Source organism: Nostoc sp. C96 (assembly GCF_059384975.1).
This window is the reverse complement of the sequence record NZ_CM182020.1, coordinates 3,443,109-3,462,039: the sequence shown is the minus strand read 5'-3', so window position 1 is coordinate 3,462,039 and position 18,931 is coordinate 3,443,109. Positions and strand designations below refer to the sequence as shown.

Here is an 18,931-nt window from a genome sequence, read left to right as displayed (position 1 = left end):
GAGACTGATGATTAAATATCAGGGTCTTCGCCTAATTCCCTTAACCGGGCGGCTAAACGTTCAGCGCGTGCTTGGGCGGCTTGGGCTTGTGCCTGTGCAGCTTCAGCTTGTGCCTGTGCAACTTCAGCTTGTGCTTGGGCGGCTTCTTCTGGTAGAGGTACAAGATTACCATCAGAGTCATAAAACCGTAGCCAGATTGCTGTTTCTCGGTCTATTGTGCCTTCCCAAGTTCCTAACCATAAACTTAAACGCTGACACCACAGCCAGCCGTGTTCATTTGCTGTTAAGGGCTGATAGTTTTGATTTGCATCTAAATGCCACCCTTGTAAAGAATTAGGGTCAAAGGGGTCATAGACAAAATAATCTGGTGTGCGGAAGGTTTGTTGATAAATCTCCTTTTTCGTCACTTTATCAACCCGCGCCGTAGATGGTGACATCAATTCCACAATGACATCTGGGTAACGGCCGTTTTCTTCCCAAACGACCCAACCTTGTCTGGGGATAGTACCATCAACGTTGAGTACAGCGAAAAAATCGGGGCCGCGGAAATCATTGTTACGTGCTTGGGTACTGCTGTAGTAGATGAACATATTACCACCTGTGTAAAAGTCGTTTCGGTCAGCCCAAGCTTGTTGCAATGACCGAATTAAGACATTCATGGCAATACGGTGGCGATTTGATTCCAATGGTTCTCCATCATCAAATATTAAATCTGTGGGTGGCATGGGGGGTTGCCAGTCCACAATATCATCTACGATATCAGTCGTTTGGGATGTTATTTCTAAATCTGGCTTACTTACTGTCATACCAACCCCCTAAAGTAGACTGTCAAGAACTGTGCATACACTAATCATGACCAATTTTGCAGCCACCATCCACACAGTAGGCTGATTGATAAGTAGTATCACGCTTGCCAAACAGAGTATAACGATTATCGCGGATTTGTTCGTAGAAGCGATCGCCTACCCATTTCATTCCCGGTAAAGCACGGTAAGCATCGACAAATAGACTTCCCATTGGCAGTAACTTGCCAATTTCTTCAGCAGCATCGCTACCTTGCCAACGTCGTTCAGGGGCATTAGCGTCAATTAATATCATTCCTTGTTGACAATCTTGAGATGTTATTCCCCACTGCGTAAGTTGTTGCTCGTTTTGCATAGAAGTATAAAGAAACAGCTTGCCTTTGTCTAATGTTTCTAAAAATTGCACTAAAGTAACGCAGAGATTGCAATTTCCGTCATATATTACGTAATAACTCATTGAAATAGCACCTCTTTTCGTATTACGGTTTAAGTATAGTGTTACACATAAATTAATTATCTCTGCGGTGAGAATGATGCAGGAAGAGACTATCTTAAAAGTTGATTTTACTCAAGAAGATGCTTGTGCAGAAGTTCTGCCGCGATCGCACATCAATTCTAGTTACCATGCTCAATGGGATAGTATTCGTTTAGATATTTACCAACAGCCTGCCCACGAAACCCCCGAACATTCGCCCCAACAACATATCATCTCTATTAACACAGCCCATCGTTTAACTAAAGCAGAACGCGTAATAGATGGACACTTTCAGCAGGAATACATCTTTAATGGTGATGTAGCGATTGTTCCTGCCAACACCCATCATATTTCCCGTTGGACATCACAAACTGAATTTTTGCTTCTTAGTTTGGAACCTGCATTTTTCAATCGCATCATCTTAGAGTCGGTTGATTTACAAGGTGTGGAGTTAACACCTTACTTTGCTGCACCGGAACCATTAATTCAGCAAATTGCTTTAGCACTGAAGTCAGAATTAGAATCAGGTGGTATGGGTAGCCAACTTTATATTGAGTCTCTCAAAACAACACTCTGCATTCACTTGCTGAAACACCACTCAATAGCCAGCGATAAAATTCCCCAATTTGCAAATAACAAAGGACTTTCGCCCAGAAAATTACGTCAAGCTATTTCATATATTCATGAAAACCTAGAAAGAGATTTGACTCTGGCGGAAATTGCTGCGGTTGTAGGAATGAGTATGTATCATTTTTCTCGCCTATTTAAACAGTCTACAGGTTTTGCACCTCATCAATATGTGCTGAATAGCCGAATTGCTAAGGCAAAAAAACTCTTGAGTGCAACTGAAAAAAGTATTGAACAAATCTCTGAACAAGTTGGTTTTCAAAGCCAGAGTCATTTTACTAATGTGTTTCGTAAATTTATGGGAATAACACCCAAAACATACAGAGAACAGGTGAAAATTTGATAATAAATAGAATCCAGTAGTCAGACAATTTTGGATTCTAGATTTGACATTTTAGATGGAAAATCTTATTTTTCAGTTAGCTGAATATCGCATTGTATTGTTCTGACTCCTGAATTTTGCTTCAAATTTTCCCGCTCATAATTCCTGACCATTGGACTTTTTTTTGTTGTTCACGACGGTAAGAAAAGAAATGTTCAGGAGTTTGGTATGTACAATAAGGAGCGATCGCTACCTGTTCTGCACTAATCCCCAAATTTTCTAACTGCAAAATATTTACCTGTCGCACATCAACTCTCACCTTTCCTGCTTCCGGGTCAGCTAATAAGGGAGAATTGGGTAGTTCGTGTAACACCTGAACAATTTTTTGGGTGTCGTTATGTGATATAATACTGGCTCCAATTTCCGCAGCTACCTCAACCGAGACTTGGTAAACTTCACCAGCGATCGCGGGGCCAAGGGCAACTCTTAAGTCCTCTAATTTACTGCCTTGGGCTTGTAACCGAGCGATCGCTTGGGGGACAATCTTCGCCGCTGTACCCCGCCAGCCTGCGTGTAATGCAGCTACCTGTCCAGTTCGCACATCTCCAATTAACACAGGTGTACAATCGGCACTTGCTACCCACACCGCTTGTAAAGGTGCTTCGGTGATTAAACCATCAGCCGAGGCAAAAGCCGATTCTTCATCTTCGGCAATTTCCCTGACTTGCGAGTCAACTTCTTGGGGAGTGAGAACTGTATTGCCATGTACCTGTTTTAAGCGATACGTTGATGCTTCTGGGTGCAGAACTGGAGTTAAATCTTGGGGCGATCGTGGCCAGAACTGGTGAGTAAAAAAGCCGTGTTGCCAATTTTCTAAAAGACTACAGGTAAGGTATGGCAGTCCTTCCCAATTGCGCCAATGCCAAGTGTGCATCTTGAACCTAACCAAAATAGAGGGTATTGAGCATAAGGTTTTGGTGATACGGGATGAAAAAATAATTTTTTTCTCCCAACTCCCAACTCCCTATTCCCTTTTATCAAAATCAGCCAATTAATGTTAACTTGAACAACGGGATTTCGGTTCATGCCTGTGGAATTTGATCGGCAAAAGTTGGAATTAGCGTTAAAAGCAGCAAGAAACTGGGAGAATTCCCCATTCTCGCTGCACATTTTTGATAGTGTCACTTCCACTAACCAAACATTGTGGAATTTGTTAGCACAAGGGGAAAAAACTGGGTCTGTGGTAATTGCCACACAACAAACTGCGGGTAGAGGACAATGGGGAAGACAATGGATTTCTCATACTGGCGGGTTATACCTTTCGATGGCGATCGCGCCTAAACTAGAAGCTAGTGCCAGTTATCAATTAACTCTTGCTAGTGCTTGGGGCATTGCTTCTCAACTGCGTTGTTGTGGCGTAGATGTGGGAATTAAATGGCCGAATGATCTAGTTTTAAATGGTCGCAAATTAGGCGGCATTTTAACAGAAACTAAAATAAATAACGGGTATATTACCCAAGCAGTAATTGGAGTTGGCATTAACTGGACAAACCCAGTACCCGAAACCGGAATTAACCTCGAAATGTGGCAAGCCTCCTACGCTACTAAACCGATTTCTTGTCTGGAAATTCTCACTTCCACCGTTTTACGGGGGATAGAATCCGGTATGGAGTGCCTTGTTCAAGAAGGAATAAATATACTCTTGTCTCGCTATTTAGAATTACTAACTAATGTGGGTGACAAGGTATATATTAATGATTTGGCAGGCACTGTAGTTGGTGTTACTTCTCAGGGTAAATTACGTGTTTCTTTGGAAACTTATGATACAACAGACATAAAAACAACAGAACTTTATATTGAACCAGGTACAATCAGTCTGGGGTACCGTAAATCTTCTGTCCCATTATAGGTTTGTTATGAATTTCGCTCTTTGGGCAAGACAAACCACTGGCATCATCTCTTTAGGCAAATTTAAAACAACTGAGAGAACCAATGACGCAGCGCAATACATCTGCCCATAATCCTTCCCACGGCTTGAATCAGCAAGGTATGACGAAAAAACGTTTTGTATCTACCCTGCCAGCCCAGAGTCTCTGTTTACTAAGTAGCTTCAGCCTGCTTAGTAGTGGCTTCGTATTTGCCCAAACAGAAACATCCATAGATAACATTGTTCCTGTAGAAAATTCCCAGTCAACAGGTAAAACAAATTTCATAAAAAAAGATATTGTTATCCCAGAAGCCCCCAAAGTACAAGGGGAATTTTCGCAAAGACGTGCTAACCTCAGCCAAAGACTCCGCAAACCAGAGGTTGCACAATCCAAAGAACCTGTTAGACAGTCAAAACCTCAAACTGAAACAGCCGTTGAGCCAGTTTTTACAACTCGCCGCCGCACCCCAGCCGTAACTGCACAGCCAAAACCAGTTAACGTCCGCACCGCCAAAACCAAGCCGGAAGTTGCTCAACCAAGTATTGGCGTGAGAGAAGAGATAGTCAAACCAGTTGCGCCTCGCACCATCCCAGAAAAACTTCCAGAAGTTGCCCAACCAGTTAATAACTCGAACAGCACGGCTGAAGCGACCACAGGAAAAATCAAAGACTCTAACAACGCCTATATTGACCCCAACAATTACGGCACTTCCGCTACAAATACCTATCAAGCACCTAATTCTGTAATCATCACAGAACGTTCTAGTGGTTGTCGCACAATTTTGCCATCGGGACAGGCTATATCACTGGGTTTTTGTAACCAAGCTCAACCTGCGGCTAATCAGCGTGTGGCTAATTCCGAAAGTAAACCAGCCCCCACTTGGCTCAAAAAAAGTCAAAATGCTCAGTTAGCTAGTGTTCCACCAGTACGGACTGGGATAACTGCTGGTAATAACTCTAAAGGCGTTGCTTATAGTGGGGAAGTCAAGACGGCTTTTCGTCCGAATCGGTTTATCCCTAATGCCAACGAATTCGGTGCTACCAGAGTCAGTAGTACTCCTGTTGCGCCCAGTGCTGGTGCTTTACCCGCACCCATGATTGAAGGGAATTTGGCACCCCGTGTAAGTACTGTGGCTTACGATATTCCCTTAGCATCAGTTCTGCCACAAATTCCATATACCAATACAATTGCTTATCGTGGCGGTAGTGGCATTAACTATCCTCTTTCGGTTCCAGCCACAATTACTTCACTGTTTGGTTGGCGCGTTCATCCGATAACAGGCGATCGCCGTTTCCACGCTGGTACAGATTTGGGTGCGCCGATGGGTACACCAATTCTCGCCGCTGCTAAAGGTCAGGTGGATACAGCCGGCTGGGTTGGTGGTTATGGTTTAACTGTCATCCTGACTCACAGTTCTGCCCAACAAACCCTTTACGGTCACATGTCCGAAATCTTTGTTCAACCCGGTCAAGTGGTAGAACCAGGTATGGTCATTGGAAGAGTTGGTAGTACTGGCAACTCCACAGGGCCTCACCTGCACTTTGAAGTACGTCACCTCACACAAGACGGATGGGTTGCTGTTGACCCAGGTGGGCAATTACAAGCAGGTCTCAGTCAGTTGATACAAACCATGCGTACAGCCCAAGTAATTGGCGAACCAGGAAGTTAAAAGTCAAAAGTAAAAAGGCAAAAGTAAAAAGAAAAATCTTTTGCCTTTCTATTTTTACTTTTTACAAATACCCGTGTTCTGCTAAAAATGCGGGACTAATTTCATTAAATCCAGTCTCATCTGTCGATGTTGACTGTTTTTTGCCAGGGTAAAGAAATTTTTCCACATATTTGCCGAGAATATCCCCTTCTAAATTCACCCAACTGCCAGGGGCAAGATAGCGAAGATTAGTATCAGAGTATGTGAGGGGGATAACAGCTACAGTGAAGTGCGAAAGTTCTGGTTCGTAGGCGGCTACCGTAAGACTAATGCCATTCACTGCTATGCTACCTTTAGGGACAATGTAGTGCGCGATCGCTTCAGGTGCAGTGAATGTCATTTCCCAAGAAGTCGCGGTCTGTTCTGCTGTGAGTAATCTACCTACACCGTCTACATGACCCATCACAAAATGTCCGCCAACTTTGCTACCCACTCGCAGCGAAGCTTCTAAATTCACATATTTTTGTTGTGTTTCCTCCAGCCCTAGCGTAGTGCGGCGCAGCGTTTCTGGGGAAGCCGTGGCAATAAACCCGTCTTTTAAAATTTCTTCAACAGTCAAGCAAACCCCATCTACAGCAACGCTATCACCATAAGCTAAATCCTGCATAATGACATTAGATGGCTGATTCACACAAGTAATTTGCCAAGAATCACCCCCTAAGGGTTTTATTGTTCCTAAAGTTTGGACTAATCCTGTAAACACGGCTGTTCTTTGAAACTAACTCTATTTATTGCCTAATTTTGCCGAAAATCAACTGGTATTTCTTACAAGAATGCAAGACATTTTAAGTATAATTTCTGACTGTTTTTATTATAAGGTTGATAACACATTCACATCTTTCTCAAGGCATACTTGGTTAAGAAGGTTATTGTCTATGTAGACTCCTTTAACTTACTCTGGTGTTCACACCAAGTTCGGAGTTTAATAGAAGCAATTATAGAGAACCTGCCTATGTTTATTCCTTCTCGATACAGCCCAAAAAAAGAGTATAAATTGTTACAATGTCTCAAACTCTCCCAGGATTGTAGAGGCTTCGCCAATGATTGAAATGAAAGTCGCTGGCATAGCATTAGATGCCATAACTCGCAGCCCGATTGTACTGTTAAAAGATGCCTCAGATCGGCGTGCTTTGCCAATTTATATTGGTCAAGAACAAGCTAGGGCAATTATGGGGGCGCTGGAGAATCAAAAGCCGCCCAGACCATTAACCCATGACCTAATTGTGAATATTCTAGAGACGTGGAACATGACTCTAGAAAAGGTGATTATTCATTCCTTGCAGAAGGATACATTTTATGCGGCTTTAATTGTGCAGCAAGGCGAAGTCAAAAAAGAAATTGATGCTCGTCCCAGTGATGCGATCGCTGTTGCCCTCCGTACAAATACGCCAATTTGGGTAATGGAAGAAGTAGTTGCTGATGCCTCAATTCCGGTAGATCGTGATGCTGATGAAGCAGAACAAGAAGCCTTTCGGGAATTTATCTCCAATCTCCGTCCTGAAGATTTGATTAAGCGCTTCGGTAATGGCGATAGCTAAAGAAAGTGCTAATTAATGAGTGCGGAGTGCTGAGAAAGAAAGATTTCAAGAATTAAAGAAGTAAAATAATTTTTCCTTCTTTCTTTTTCGCACTTCATTCTCGTACCATTGTGAATTTTAGATTTGGAACTTGGGATTGTAAAACAGTTATTTTATAAGCTTTTAGGCAATCCATCTGTCCTCATCATTTTTCCAATGGGTATCACTTCTGGTAACTTGAAGTAATGCAATACCGACGCTTTGGCAAAACAAATCTCCACCTCTCGGTTTTTTCTTTAGGGACAATGCGTTATTTGGCTGATGCTGAAAATGCTCAAAAAACTATCGCTCAAGCCTTAGCGCTAGGAATTAATCATATCGAAACAGCCAGGGGTTACGGTAAAAGTGAGGAGTTTCTTGGCCAAGCACTTCAAAGCGGGTTGTCTGTACCTCGTTCTCAACTGCATATTACTACTAAAGTTCCGCCAACAGCCGACGCTGATAGTATGCGTCGGTACATTGATGAATCCCTACAACGATTACATCTAGATTATTTAGATTGTTTGGGAATTCATGGTTTAAACACTTGGGAGCATTTACAGTGGGTACAAGCCAAAACTGGCTGTATGCAGGCCGTGCAAGAAGCGGTTGGAGATGGTCGAGTGCGACACGTTGGCTTTTCCACCCACGGAACTTTAGAAGTGATAGAGGCAGCAATAAATACAGATTTATTTGAATTTGTCAATCTGCATTACTACTATTTCTTTCAACGTCACGCCGCAGCAATTCAGTTAGCAGCTGGAAAAGACATGGGTGTATTTATCATTTCCCCAGCTGACAAAGGTGGAAAACTCTACACACCACCTCAAACCCTCAAAGATTTATGCCAACCCTATTCACCTTTAGAATTAAATTATCGATTTTTACTGAGTGACAACCGCATTACTACTTTGAGTATCGGAGCAGCCCAGCCAGAAGAATTAATCGAACCTTTACAAGTTGCTGATAGTAATAGTGAATTAACATCAACAGAAATTTCTATTTTTCAGCGTTTAGAAAATCATCAAAAAACTATTTTAAACACTGATGAGTGTAGCCAGTGCTATGCTTGTTTACCTTGCCCTGAAAATATCAATATTCCAGAGGTATTGCGGTTACGTAATTTAGCTGTGGCATACAAGATGACAGACTACGGGCAATATCGTTATGGGATGTTTGAAAATGCTGGTCATTGGTTTCCCGGAATGAAAGCTAATCGCTGTACAGAATGCGGTGATTGTTTACCGAGATGTCCACAAGAGTTAGATATTCCAGCTTTATTAAATGATGCTCACGCAAGATTAAAAGGTAAAACTGGTAGAAGATTGTGGGGATAAGTTAGCAAGTAAAGCACGGTAGAAAGCGTCAGATACCCGTCTTTTCCAAGAAGTCAGGTATCTTGTTGTTTACAAATGATTTAGGACTGCTATATACACAAGATTACTCCTGTTAAGTTAGCCTAAAATTTTCAAGACTTAACAGACAAACTTAGATTCATTGACTCTTCAAATTTACAGGTGTAATTACCCGCAGTGGCAAAAGCTTTGGCTATATGTAACACTTTTTCTTGTAAGATATCTAGCAATTCTTCACCTTCATAATCAGCAATATGTGCCATTTTTAACATATTGTAGTTAATGGTATCGTGAGGTAATTTTAGCTGCTCAAAATCTGGAGTTAAATCATACTCGCCATCCTGTAATATATGCTGATCTCCAGCATGATAATGGACATCAAACCAATCTCTTGGTATTCCTCTTCCACTTGGTGAAAAAAGTATTTGAGAATCTGGAGAATCAATGACACATTCTGAAATACCTACAGCGATAAACTCAATAGCTAACATGGCAATTAAGGCGTTTCGCATATCGGTTTCTTTATTGATTAAAGTATCCATTGCGATAATTGGTTCTGCTTGTTCAAGCTGCGCTATGAGTTTCGCTCCTTCTGGAGAAAGTTTACCTGTATGGGAATCAGCCATTATTCCGACAGAAGCCATTAACTTCTTCCAATAATCTAAATGACTACCTTCTTCAAAACCATAATCTTTGGCGATACCAGAGATTCCATATTGTAGGGAAGCTAAGATTGTTTCTCGTTCTTTACCTGTATAGTTAAAGACTAAAAGCAAATTACGACTAGAATTTTTGTCGGAAAAACGATTCAAAAACTTTTTGACATTTTTGATCACAGTTCGAGGAAAAGTTTTGACTATTCCCCAGTAAATTGCTGAATATGTTACCAGAGAAAAATAATCGCCTGCACACATCCCTTGTACTACATTAGAACCAGCCATAATTTGTTTAACTCTATGAGAGAGTTGGATTAACTCATCAGGCATTTCTGTTAGCAATCCCAACTCATCAACAAGAATTTTACCTTGTTGTAATTCTTCCAATTTAATCAAGGGTGTATTCATGATCGTTCTATTTTTACAACTGTGTGGATTCAGACTAAAGTGAACAATTATGAACCAAATTAGAGGGTGTTTTAAAAGTTGTTGCTTGTGATTATAAGTATTGGTTAAAACCCATATTTCAAGCCAATTATTACCCTAATTTTCAGGTTTTCCTGTGGAGTAAGGGAAGTTTGTAGAGTGTGTCTACAAGTTGGTATGACAAAGTTTGCGTCAGGTCGGCACAGCCGTCCACAGCGCTTTGTCACCAACATAATGGCTCCTCTTTTGCTAGAGGTATCTAATACTTTTTGTTAATAACAAGAAGGCTTTTAAAGCATTCTCTAAAGAGGATATTTGAGAAGTGTTACGTATTTATCCTAGCCCTCCAAAAATGCTTTAAAGTCTCACTTTTAAGCGTTATTTAGGAGGTTATGCAAATCTTAGCTACAACTTCAAAAAGTTTTCAAACATCCTTTAAGAGTAAGGTTAATTACATTCAAACTAATAAGTAGTATAACGTAGGTTTTTTTGATGCTCAATGAATTATTGACAATAAGTGTCACACATATTTCTCACAAATAATAAAAAATAAATTTAAATAACCTGATATAATGCTTGCTCTTTTTAATACACATTATCTTCAAATAGGCTCAAATAAATTAAGTAATAATACGTAAACTAAAAAATAGAAATGTAGATTAGTATTAACAGATTTTAATATAAATTCTCTGTTTATGAATTCATGTTTATCTCGCAAAACTCTTTTGTAGTAAGCAAAATACACTCTATATAGTATTTAAATAATCGGGTTAGATAGTAGTAATATTAAAAACAAATTTTTGATTACACTATAATTTAAGTCTTTATACAGTTCAGAGTTTTAGTATAAAAAATAAATAAATTTTACGTATATTCTTGGGGTAAATTTTAAGTTTTTGCATAAATCTTTAACTAAACTACATTTATTTTCTAGCTAGATATTTATAATTTGCTAAATCTGAAATAAAGGAAGCGAAGAAGTTGTCGCTACTAGTAGTAACCCAGTTTTGCTGAACAAATAAATTTTGGCATTGCTGAATGAAAAGATGAATTGATTTATTTGGGTACAATTTTAGGACTTACGCAAAAAAACTCTCAAAATCTAATTTCATAGTTGGAGCTTGTGGAGTCTCCAGAAGAAATCGTGGGGGCTGAAGAATTGAGGTAGGGAAGCGATCGCCTATTTTTTGTAAAATATTTATTGTTGGTTATAGCTGTTTTATTTACTCTGTATTTTTTCCTAGTTACGCAGCCAGTATAAAAAGTTGATTAATTAAAATTCTTGGGTAAAAAGTTTCAAACCTTGAGGAGTTGTGAAATCCTTTGAGGATTACTAGAGTGAACTGCGGAAGATATGTAGTTTTGGGACAATATAATGCAAACTAATTGGAAAATTGGAACTTTATTCGGCATCCCGTTGTTTTTAGACCCTCTGTGGTTCGTGATTTTAGGACTAGCAACCTTGAATTTTGGCGTGGCTTACCAAGAGTGGGGGTCTACCATAGCTTGGAGTGCGGGGATAGTTATGGCATTGTTGCTATTTGGTTCGGTATTGTTACACGAACTAGGTCACAGTTTGGCAGCGCGATCGCAAGGCATTAAAGTTAATTCCATCACTCTATTTTTGTTTGGTGGGATTGCAGCTATTGAAGAAGAATCAAAAACTCCGGGTAAAGCCTTTCAAGTAGCCATAGCTGGGCCGTTGGTAAGTATTGGGTTGTTTTTCCTACTCAGGGTTGTAGCAATCTTCATACCTGAGACTAATCCCCTCAACGTTATGGTGGGAGATTTGGCCAGAATTAACTTAGTTGTCGCCTTATTTAACTTGATTCCTGGTTTACCGTTAGATGGTGGTCAGGTGTTAAAAGCAGCACTATGGAAAGTTACAGGCGATCGCTTTCAAGCGGTACACTGGGCAGCAAGATCAGGGCAGATTTTGGGTTATGCGGCGATCGCTTTAGGATTTGCGATAGATTTCTTTACAAGAGAATTAGCCCTTGGTTTGTGGATTGCGATGATTGGTTGGTTTGGCATTCGTAACGCCAACACCTACGACCGTGTAACTACATTACAAGAAACTTTGTTGAAGATGGTAGCTAGTGAGGCGATGACACGGGACTTTCGCGTAGTTGATGCTGATCAAAGTTTACGCGCCTTTGCTGACGCATATCTATTAGATAGCGCTACACCGCAAGTTTATTTTGCGGCTTCTGATGGACGTTATCGCGGTATGGTTGCCATTGACGATTTACGCTTAGTAGAAAGAAGTGAATGGGAAACTCGCACTCTTCAAAGTATTGTTCATCCTCTCACAGAAATAGCGACTGTTACCGAATCAACTGCGATCGCTGAAGTTATCAATAAACTCGAAAATGAACAATTACCACGCGTCACGGTGCTTTCTCCGGCTGGTGCAGTAGCTGGTGTAATTGATCGGGGTGATATTGTTAGTGCAGTTGCACAAAAGTTAAATATTCCATTCACCGATGTGGAAATTAAGCGGATTAAAGAAGAAGGTAGTTATCCGCCAGGGTTGCAGTTGGGAGTAATTGCTAAGTCTACTGTTAATTAAATTTTTAACCGCTGATATACGCGGATGAACGCTGATAGTTAGGGAAGATTATCTGTGTTGATTCGTGAGTGTTGGCGGTTATTGTTTGATATCAGAATTTACTAGATTGATATAATCTGACTTTTTGCTTTGCTGCTTTCTGTCTAATACATTTAGTTTCGGCTTTATTTGGTACATGAGGTCTTTCACTTAATACTTGTTTTAATTCTTCGTAGGTAATTTTAATCCCAGAGCCTTGAGGAAAATCACCATTGTTATAGATAACATAACCACCGCGATGGAAGAACCACTCATAACAATCATTTTTAATGCCGAGAATTTGCTTTGTATGCAATGTTCTTAACCAATCTATTCCGTTCATTCATCTCTCCAGAACAATAATCAACTGCAATCAAAGTTTAAATTTACTCTTCCATTCTTCTTTGCACCTCCGCGCACGCCAGTCGCCTCAATGGGAGGAAACCCCGCACAGCGCTGACTTCTCTGCGTGAGATAAATGTTTTTTCGTGTATGGCACACTACCTTTAGTTATTAAAAATAATATAACCCACGAAAGAGTTAGAGATTAGATGTATTTTCTAACATCAGGGAAGATAGCTGAATTTTCAAGTGACATTCATGGGAGCGTATGACCGAGTAATTGCTTCTGGCTACTGACTCAAAGCTGGTTACAACATCTTGCTGCTAAAAAGGCGATCGCTTCCTATAATTGTGCGCGGGTATTTCTGCACAATGAAAAGCTAATTTCTTAGACATTCAAACAAGCGGAAAATTCTATTAAATCAAAAATGACATTTATTTTTAGAGATTCATAACTCTATATAGATGCACTAACAAAATTGCAATAAGGAAAATATGGTAACAAAAAACAGTATCCGTGCATTAGGCGTATTTGCTAACTCTCAACAATTAGAGCAAGCTATTAATAATTTGAAGGCTTCTGGCTTTTCGATGGACAGCGTTTCTGTGATTGCGAAAGATGTGGAGCAGGGAGAAAATATAGGTGAAGCGCAACTGAGCGATCGCATAGGTAATCAAGATGTGAATGCAAGCGCACCAGTCGGAGATACTCTCACAGCAACTAGTTGGGGTAGTTTGTTAATAGGTTTGAGCAGTCTGGCGCTTCCTGGCTTGGGTGCTGTACTAGCCGCAGGTTCTGTAGGTGTAGCCTTAGTTAGTAGCGTTGCAGGTGTGGCTGTAGGCGCAGCAGCAAATCAAAACTTGGTCAAAGCCTTAACTGATTTGGGTGTTCCAGAAGAGAGAGCGAGAATTTATAGCGATCGCCTGCAACAAAGTTATTATTTGCTCATCCTAGAAGGCTCAGAAGCCGAAATTCATCGCGCTGAAGCAATATTGCGCGAACAAGATATTCAAAATTGGGGTGTTTATGAGTCTAAATAGGCTGAAGTGTGAAATGAAGCAAACCTGATAGAGTTTTTTGGCGTTGCTGAATGAAGGGATGAATCGATTTATGTAGGTACAGTTTGATACTTCAAATAATGAAGTAATAATTTAACCGAGTATCTCAGCATTTCTTCTGTCTTGGAATAGCATAAAGTTTTTCGGTGAAGGCGTGCTAAATAATGTCTAAGCCTAGTGTTTTCATTTTCAACTCGTGTCATATATGTTTTACTGACAATTTGGTCTCCATCTGGAATAAAGCTTGGGTAAACTTTCCAGCCATCTGTCACATAAAAATAGCTTTTCCATTGTTTAGCAATTTTCCACAATGGCTCAAAAGTTTCGGCACTATGGTCTCCCAAAACCCAGGCTAAAATACCTTGAGTAAAGTGATTTACTGCTGTCCATAACCAAATTTTGTTTTTTTTGAACCAACAAATGTCTCTAATTCATCAAGTTCTCCAACTTCTGGAATTACATCTTCTTTCGGTACGTCCGGAAGTTTCTCTCCCAATTGTTTGACCCAATAAATAATAGTAGTATGATGTACTCCTTTGACTCGTTCAATCCCACGAAAACCCATACCGTTAAGGTACATTTTTAAGCATTCTTGTTTCAATTCCTCAGAATATCCTTTTGGTGGCTCGTACAAATCAATAAATTGGCGAGCGCATGATACGCAAATGTGATTTTGTTTACTTCTTCGCTTTCCGTTCTTACGAATTTTCGTAGATCCGCAGTATGGACATTGCACAGTAGATACCCTCAAGTCATCCCTCTATTATGCAACGCCAGTTTTTTTACTCAGCGCCTTCAAGTCAAATGAGAAGTTTATCTTTTTAAGAGTATCTATGCAGTTAAAGCCAATCAATCAGCAAGTCGTTGCAGTCGTTGGTGCTTCCAGCGGTATTGGACGCAAAGCCGCTTTGGAATTTGCTCAACGTGGTGCAAAGGTAGTTGTTTCTGCGCGTGGTGAGTTGAAGTTGAAGTCTTTAGTCGAGGAAATTCGCGGCTTTGGTGGAGAAGCAACTTATATTGTTGCTGATGTGCAAGAATTCGATCAAGTAAAAGCGATCGCCGATAAAACTGTCGAGATATACGGAAGACTTGATACTTGGGTTCATGCTGCGGCGATCGGGATGTTTGCGACGTTTGAACAAACAACCCCAGAGGAGTTTAAGCATGTTATTGATGTGAGTTTAATGGGTCAAGTGCATGGTGCAATGGCGGCATTACCTCATCTCAAGCGTGAAGGACGGGGCGCACTAATTCATGTATCTTCAATGGAAGGTAGGCGATCGCTTCCTTATCAAAGTGCTTATTCCTGCGCCAAACACGGGGTTGAGGGCTTTCTAGAAGCTATGCGCGTCGAATTAATCCATGAAAAATGGCCTATCAATGTCACAAGTATTAAGCCAGCCGTAATTAACACTCCATTTTGGAATAATGGCTTAACTAAATTAGGTGTGAAACCAGCAGGAATACCACCTTACTATGATCCAAAAATTGTAGCTGATGCCATCCTCTACGCAGCAGAACACCCCATTCGTGATTTGTTAGTTGGAGACATAGCTAAATTACTAGATTTAGCTCAAAAAATATCACCTTCGTTGGTAGATTCTTTGTTATTGTTGTTTGGCTTTAATCTACAACGTAGTAGTGGCGAACTAAAATCTGAAGATGCACCCAACAATTTTTATTACCCTGTTCCAGACGAGAGCAGAGTTGATGGAGATTATCAAAATTTAGTCATACCTAGTATTACTGATGCCCTTGGTAAATTACCACTTTTTCAATTAGGAACAGGAGCTTTATTAGCTTTAATAGCAGCACAAGTATTCAAACAAATTGAGTAATTTGCAGTTACAATTTGCAGTTACATAGACTGAAAGTAAAGTTAATGCTCATACATACCTTTTGATAGAGTTTAAATTTGAGATTTCCAGTTGAATAGAAAGTATGATATGTTGCCAAATAATCAGATTAACCAGATTGATATCTATAAGAGGTTAGTTGGCAATTATCCCAATTCTCTAAACTTATATTTGCAACAGCTTTAAATCTACAAACATTGAGGCTGTCAAAACTGTAGAGATTGTGAATTGGAATTACTATTCTCAAAAATTGAACCATAACAAGAGTAACAAAGAACATGGAAAATATCCAGACCGCAAAGATGGTAGAACGTTACTGCACTTTAACCATTGGAATTCTCTTTTTATTATTAGGTTTGGCAGGATTTACACCTGCTTTGGTATCTTTACCAGGAACTAGTGAATCCTTCGTCCCTTTAGATGCTTCTCCTAACGCTTACGCTGCGGGATTTGGTTATATATTTGGTTTATTTCCTACCAATTTTCTGCACAATTTAGTGCGTTGTGCTGTCGGACTATTAGGTATTGCTTCTTATAACAGTGCTAAAAGCGCTCGGTTATTTAATGGCGCTTTTGCGATTGCATATTTAGTAATAGCAATCATGGGATTATTACCATTTGCCAAGACATTTTTCGGGTTTATGCCACTTTTTGGTAATAATGTTTGGGTCAATTTCCTATCAGCGATCGCGGCTGCTTATTATGGCTTAGTAATTCCATCAAAAGTGGCTGGTGTGAATTTATCACAAAATGTTTAATCTCTCAAAAATTACTTAGACGAATTCCAGGAAAAAATCAGGCAAACAACAAGAATATTTTCTCAAGTATCTTTCCCTAGCTCCAGTTTTAGCGGTGATTACAATCTCAGTAGCTTTTTCTACCTGGGCAATTTTTAATTACTTTTTCCCTGATCTTCTCTTCCATCCTATGCCATAATTCAGGCAATTTTGGCTCTGAGATTTTGGATTGATTTTATAGCGTAATAGGTGCTTGTACCATCAAGGAATTATTATTCATAGATAATGAAATTCCAATTTGGTCTGAGAACACCAATTCAGTATATTTTTAAACCCCTCTCCTATGAGAAGAGGGGTATTTATTTCAAGACTAAGATTAGTTTTTGCTAAATCAATCGGTTTATTGATAGCAAATATCTGTTATTAAGATGAGAATTATATCATCTCATGCTTGATTTATATTTAGGCTAATGTTAACTGAGTTTTACTCCATCCCCTTGTAAACCTCTGGTAATCTCCACCAAGGAACATTAGGATATTCGTGATGTTCTTTGTGATAACCAAAATGGTAGCAGCTGATAAATGACCAAAAAATAGGTAGTGCAATACTTCTTGTTTGATGCACACTTGTATATCCTGATTCGAGCCTTCTATGAGGTAGGAATGTACCAAAATAAAATAATTGTATTGAACTACAAATAGATGGTATTACCCAAAATAAAATTAGATTAATTTGCAATATATTTAAGACATATCTCAAAATAATAAATACAACTATAAATCCAAGATGTTGCTTCCAACTCCAATAAGATTTTATGAAGTTAAAATACCAAGCAAAAAAGTTTTGGTATTGGTTATCGTAAAAATCTGGATCGTCTTTAGTACTAGGATAACGGTGATGTAAACAATGCTTTTTTAATAACTCTTGATAAGGAAATAGCCCATACAACAATACAAATATCTTACCTATCCAATTATTGACTTTAGGATTCTGGGGAAACACTACGCCGTGCATAGCATCATGAGCAGTAATAAATAATCCTGTATATATAAATGTCTGCCATAACATGCCTAAAAATATTAATACAATAGGAATTTTAGAAATATTTAATGACAAAAATAAAGTGATAGTTATTGTCCACAATACTAAAATAATGCAAGCGATAAAAATACCTTTGTTATTGTTTTTTTCAGTATTGATAATAAAATCTAGCTTTTTTGATTGTGAAGATACTAAATTAATCTGACTCATGCCGTAAACTCTTGATTTATGTGTTATGGGTTATCTACAAAAGCAATTATTAATTGTTGATTAGTATATTAATTAATTGACCATAAGTAAGAAAAATTTTCCAAATTAAACAGATATATGATGAGCTTAGAAAGTGACACTTATATAATTGAACAACATTAAATTACTATCTGCTTCTTAGTAACTTTTTAGTAATTTAATAATAGCTATGAACTCTAACTAAACTCTCTATCTATAGTTTCAATAGATATACTGTACCAAAGCAATATATTGGTAATACATTTTATGTATCGCCAAATACCTAATTAACTATTTAAATATAAATTGATAAAGAGATAGGAATTAATTAACTACTATATAAATGGTATTTATTAGTTTACTATATTTTTGGTATAGATATTTTTAGTTTTAGTATAAAATATTTATAGCGTTGTTTATACACCACACAAATTTATCCTGATTAATTTGGATTTCTCATCAGATTTAGGTACTATACCCATCCTCAATTAATTGTGAAATTACTTGTTGAGCTAGGGAAGAGTGAAAAGAAAAAAAGGATTTGCAAACTTACTTCGCTTTTTCACGCATGATTTAGGAATCCTATAGCAGAATTCAGAATAAGATTAGGATCTAAACTTAGCTTTAAGACTTGAATGATATACTTCACTTACTAGAAATATGCGGTATATGTTCTATGTCATGACTTTGGTGGGGGTACCAAATAATATTCTTAAATCTCATAAATCTCTAGAGGCAAGTTATCAGGGTCTGGAAAAAAAGTAAACTTTTTGCCAGTAATTTCATCAATTCTAATATTTTCTATCTCTATATTATGCAATTTTAAGTAAACAACAGTCTCTTCTATATTCTCAACACAAAAAGCTAAATGTCTTAAGCCACAAGCTTCGGGATTGCTTAATCGTTTGGGGGTATTAGGAAAAGAAAATAACTCAATTTGAGTATGCTCATTAATACGTAAATCTAATTTATAAGAATTTCTTTCGGCTCGAAATGTTTCTTTGATAATCGCAAAACCTAAAACGTTTACATAAAATTTTTTCGATTGTTCGTAGTTAGAACAAATAATCGCTATATGATGAATGCCACTCGTCTTCATAAAAACTTCTAAAAGTGTAGTAACATTCTAACAAGGCATCATCTACGAAGAAGTGATCGCGTTTTAATCTTTGATAGGGATTAATAGAAATTGTAATCGCGCCCTTACTTCATTCAATATCG

The 18,931-nt window shown here is 38.8% G+C and carries 18 protein-coding genes and 1 pseudogene; 10 read left to right on the top strand and 9 right to left on the bottom strand.

Going from position 1 to position 18,931, the window contains the following annotated elements; genetic code table 11:
• Positions 1 to 11: 11 nt before the first annotated feature.
• On the bottom strand, positions 12 to 806 hold the full coding sequence (locus AC504W_RS14695) for a Uma2 family endonuclease (RefSeq protein ID WP_494873071.1): 795 nt from the start codon (positions 804 to 806) through the stop codon (positions 12 to 14).
• Positions 807 to 846: 40 nt separating this feature from the next.
• On the bottom strand, positions 847 to 1,260 hold the full coding sequence (locus AC504W_RS14690; RefSeq protein WP_494873070.1) for a thiol-disulfide oxidoreductase DCC family protein: 414 nt from the start codon (positions 1,258 to 1,260) through the stop codon (positions 847 to 849).
• Positions 1,261 to 1,336: 76 nt separating this feature from the next.
• Between AC504W_RS14690 and AC504W_RS14685 the strand changes: the two genes are divergently transcribed.
• On the top strand, positions 1,337 to 2,248 hold the full coding sequence (locus tag AC504W_RS14685; protein ID WP_494878655.1) for an AraC family transcriptional regulator: 912 nt from the start codon (positions 1,337 to 1,339) through the stop codon (positions 2,246 to 2,248).
• A gap of 121 nt (positions 2,249 to 2,369) precedes the next feature.
• Here the strand turns inward: AC504W_RS14685 and pgeF are convergent, their stop codons facing one another.
• Entirely contained in the window at positions 2,370 to 3,161 is a 792-nt protein-coding gene (gene pgeF, locus AC504W_RS14680) for a peptidoglycan editing factor PgeF (RefSeq protein WP_494873069.1), read from the bottom strand.
• A 150-nt stretch (positions 3,162 to 3,311) separates the two neighbouring features.
• On the opposite strand from pgeF, the gene AC504W_RS14675 reads away from it, so the two are divergent.
• Both AC504W_RS14675 and AC504W_RS14670 read left to right on the top strand, forming a co-directional pair.
• A complete protein-coding gene (locus tag AC504W_RS14675; protein ID WP_494873068.1) occupies positions 3,312 to 4,136 on the top strand; it encodes a biotin--[acetyl-CoA-carboxylase] ligase in 825 nt (274 codons plus the stop codon).
• 83 nt (positions 4,137 to 4,219) lie between these two features.
• Positions 4,220 to 5,824, top strand: coding sequence for a M23 family metallopeptidase (locus AC504W_RS14670; protein ID WP_494873067.1), 1,605 nt, complete (start codon positions 4,220 to 4,222; stop codon positions 5,822 to 5,824).
• Between the two features lie 61 nt (positions 5,825 to 5,885).
• Here the strand turns inward: AC504W_RS14670 and AC504W_RS14665 are convergent, their stop codons facing one another.
• Positions 5,886 to 6,566, bottom strand: a complete 681-nt coding sequence (locus AC504W_RS14665) for a riboflavin synthase (protein ID WP_494873066.1) — start codon at positions 6,564 to 6,566, stop codon at positions 5,886 to 5,888.
• Positions 6,567 to 6,903: 337 nt separating this feature from the next.
• On the opposite strand from AC504W_RS14665, the gene AC504W_RS14660 reads away from it, so the two are divergent.
• On the top strand, positions 6,904 to 7,401 hold the full coding sequence (locus AC504W_RS14660) for a bifunctional nuclease family protein (protein ID WP_015115690.1): 498 nt from the start codon (positions 6,904 to 6,906) through the stop codon (positions 7,399 to 7,401).
• Between the two features lie 224 nt (positions 7,402 to 7,625).
• Positions 7,626 to 8,756, top strand: coding sequence for an aldo/keto reductase (locus AC504W_RS14655; RefSeq protein WP_494873065.1), 1,131 nt, complete (start codon positions 7,626 to 7,628; stop codon positions 8,754 to 8,756).
• A gap of 131 nt (positions 8,757 to 8,887) precedes the next feature.
• Here the strand turns inward: AC504W_RS14655 and AC504W_RS14650 are convergent, their stop codons facing one another.
• Positions 8,888 to 9,838: a hypothetical protein gene (locus AC504W_RS14650; protein ID WP_494873064.1), complete on the bottom strand. Its 951-nt coding sequence runs from the start codon at positions 9,836 to 9,838 to the stop codon at positions 8,888 to 8,890.
• Positions 9,839 to 11,231: 1,393 nt separating this feature from the next.
• Between AC504W_RS14650 and AC504W_RS14645 the strand changes: the two genes are divergently transcribed.
• The gene (locus AC504W_RS14645) at positions 11,232 to 12,428 is read left to right on the top strand and encodes a site-2 protease family protein (protein ID WP_494873063.1); all 1,197 of its coding nucleotides are present in this window, start codon (positions 11,232 to 11,234) and stop codon (positions 12,426 to 12,428) included.
• 91 nt (positions 12,429 to 12,519) lie between these two features.
• Here the strand turns inward: AC504W_RS14645 and AC504W_RS14640 are convergent, their stop codons facing one another.
• Positions 12,520 to 12,789: a hypothetical protein gene (locus AC504W_RS14640; RefSeq protein ID WP_494873062.1), complete on the bottom strand. Its 270-nt coding sequence runs from the start codon at positions 12,787 to 12,789 to the stop codon at positions 12,520 to 12,522.
• Between the two features lie 494 nt (positions 12,790 to 13,283).
• Here AC504W_RS14640 and AC504W_RS14635 point away from each other — a divergent pair, with 494 nt between their 5' ends.
• The gene (locus AC504W_RS14635) at positions 13,284 to 13,829 is read left to right on the top strand and encodes a hypothetical protein (protein ID WP_494873061.1); all 546 of its coding nucleotides are present in this window, start codon (positions 13,284 to 13,286) and stop codon (positions 13,827 to 13,829) included.
• A gap of 68 nt (positions 13,830 to 13,897) precedes the next feature.
• On the opposite strand, the gene AC504W_RS14630 is transcribed toward AC504W_RS14635, so the two are convergent.
• A protein-coding gene (locus AC504W_RS14630; protein WP_494873060.1) for an IS1 family transposase occupies positions 13,898 to 14,583 on the bottom strand; the annotation gives its coding sequence in 2 pieces (ribosomal slippage) (positions 13,898 to 14,244 and positions 14,244 to 14,583; 687 coding nt in all).
• A 97-nt stretch (positions 14,584 to 14,680) separates the two neighbouring features.
• Here AC504W_RS14630 and AC504W_RS14625 point away from each other — a divergent pair.
• From AC504W_RS14625 to AC504W_RS14615, 3 genes and pseudogenes are all read left to right on the top strand, one after another.
• Positions 14,681 to 15,685, top strand: coding sequence for an SDR family oxidoreductase (locus AC504W_RS14625; RefSeq protein WP_494873059.1), 1,005 nt, complete (start codon positions 14,681 to 14,683; stop codon positions 15,683 to 15,685).
• A gap of 296 nt (positions 15,686 to 15,981) precedes the next feature.
• Positions 15,982 to 16,461, top strand: a complete 480-nt coding sequence (locus AC504W_RS14620; protein WP_494873058.1) for a DUF4383 domain-containing protein — start codon at positions 15,982 to 15,984, stop codon at positions 16,459 to 16,461.
• Between the two features lie 46 nt (positions 16,462 to 16,507).
• A pseudogene (locus AC504W_RS14615) lies at positions 16,508 to 16,639 on the top strand (PsaJ protein); the annotation flags it as partial.
• A 285-nt stretch (positions 16,640 to 16,924) separates the two neighbouring features.
• On the opposite strand, the gene crtW reads toward AC504W_RS14615, so the two are convergent.
• Complete coding sequence (gene crtW, locus AC504W_RS14610; RefSeq protein WP_494873057.1) at positions 16,925 to 17,692, bottom strand: beta-carotene ketolase CrtW; 768 nt, start codon at positions 17,690 to 17,692, stop codon at positions 16,925 to 16,927.
• A 730-nt stretch (positions 17,693 to 18,422) separates the two neighbouring features.
• Entirely contained in the window at positions 18,423 to 18,809 is a 387-nt protein-coding gene (gloA2, locus tag AC504W_RS14605; protein ID WP_494873056.1) for an SMU1112c/YaeR family gloxylase I-like metalloprotein, read from the bottom strand.
• Between the last annotated feature and the right edge of the window lie 122 nt (positions 18,810 to 18,931).

Excerpts from the sequence above, each read along its gene's own strand:
- AC504W_RS14695 (WP_494873071.1), bottom strand. The coding sequence starts at position 806 with ATGACAGTAAGTAAGCCAGATTTAGAAATAACATCCCAAACGACTGAT.
- AC504W_RS14690 (WP_494873070.1), bottom strand. The coding sequence starts at position 1,260 with ATGAGTTATTACGTAATATATGACGGAAATTGCAATCTCTGCGTTACT.
- AC504W_RS14685 (WP_494878655.1), top strand. The coding sequence starts at position 1,337 with ATGCAGGAAGAGACTATCTTAAAAGTTGATTTTACTCAAGAAGATGCT.
- pgeF (WP_494873069.1), bottom strand. The coding sequence starts at position 3,161 with ATGCACACTTGGCATTGGCGCAATTGGGAAGGACTGCCATACCTTACC.
- AC504W_RS14675 (WP_494873068.1), top strand. The coding sequence starts at position 3,312 with ATGCCTGTGGAATTTGATCGGCAAAAGTTGGAATTAGCGTTAAAAGCA.
- AC504W_RS14670 (WP_494873067.1), top strand. The coding sequence starts at position 4,220 with ATGACGCAGCGCAATACATCTGCCCATAATCCTTCCCACGGCTTGAAT.
- AC504W_RS14660 (WP_015115690.1), top strand. The coding sequence starts at position 6,904 with ATGATTGAAATGAAAGTCGCTGGCATAGCATTAGATGCCATAACTCGC.
- AC504W_RS14655 (WP_494873065.1), top strand. The coding sequence starts at position 7,626 with ATGCAATACCGACGCTTTGGCAAAACAAATCTCCACCTCTCGGTTTTT.
- AC504W_RS14650 (WP_494873064.1), bottom strand. The coding sequence starts at position 9,838 with ATGAATACACCCTTGATTAAATTGGAAGAATTACAACAAGGTAAAATT.
- AC504W_RS14645 (WP_494873063.1), top strand. The coding sequence starts at position 11,232 with ATGCAAACTAATTGGAAAATTGGAACTTTATTCGGCATCCCGTTGTTT.
- AC504W_RS14640 (WP_494873062.1), bottom strand. The coding sequence starts at position 12,789 with ATGAACGGAATAGATTGGTTAAGAACATTGCATACAAAGCAAATTCTC.
- AC504W_RS14635 (WP_494873061.1), top strand. The coding sequence starts at position 13,284 with ATGGTAACAAAAAACAGTATCCGTGCATTAGGCGTATTTGCTAACTCT.
- AC504W_RS14625 (WP_494873059.1), top strand. The coding sequence starts at position 14,681 with ATGCAGTTAAAGCCAATCAATCAGCAAGTCGTTGCAGTCGTTGGTGCT.
- AC504W_RS14620 (WP_494873058.1), top strand. The coding sequence starts at position 15,982 with ATGGAAAATATCCAGACCGCAAAGATGGTAGAACGTTACTGCACTTTA.
- crtW (WP_494873057.1), bottom strand. The coding sequence starts at position 17,692 with ATGAGTCAGATTAATTTAGTATCTTCACAATCAAAAAAGCTAGATTTT.
- gloA2 (WP_494873056.1), bottom strand. The coding sequence starts at position 18,809 with ATGAAGACGAGTGGCATTCATCATATAGCGATTATTTGTTCTAACTAC.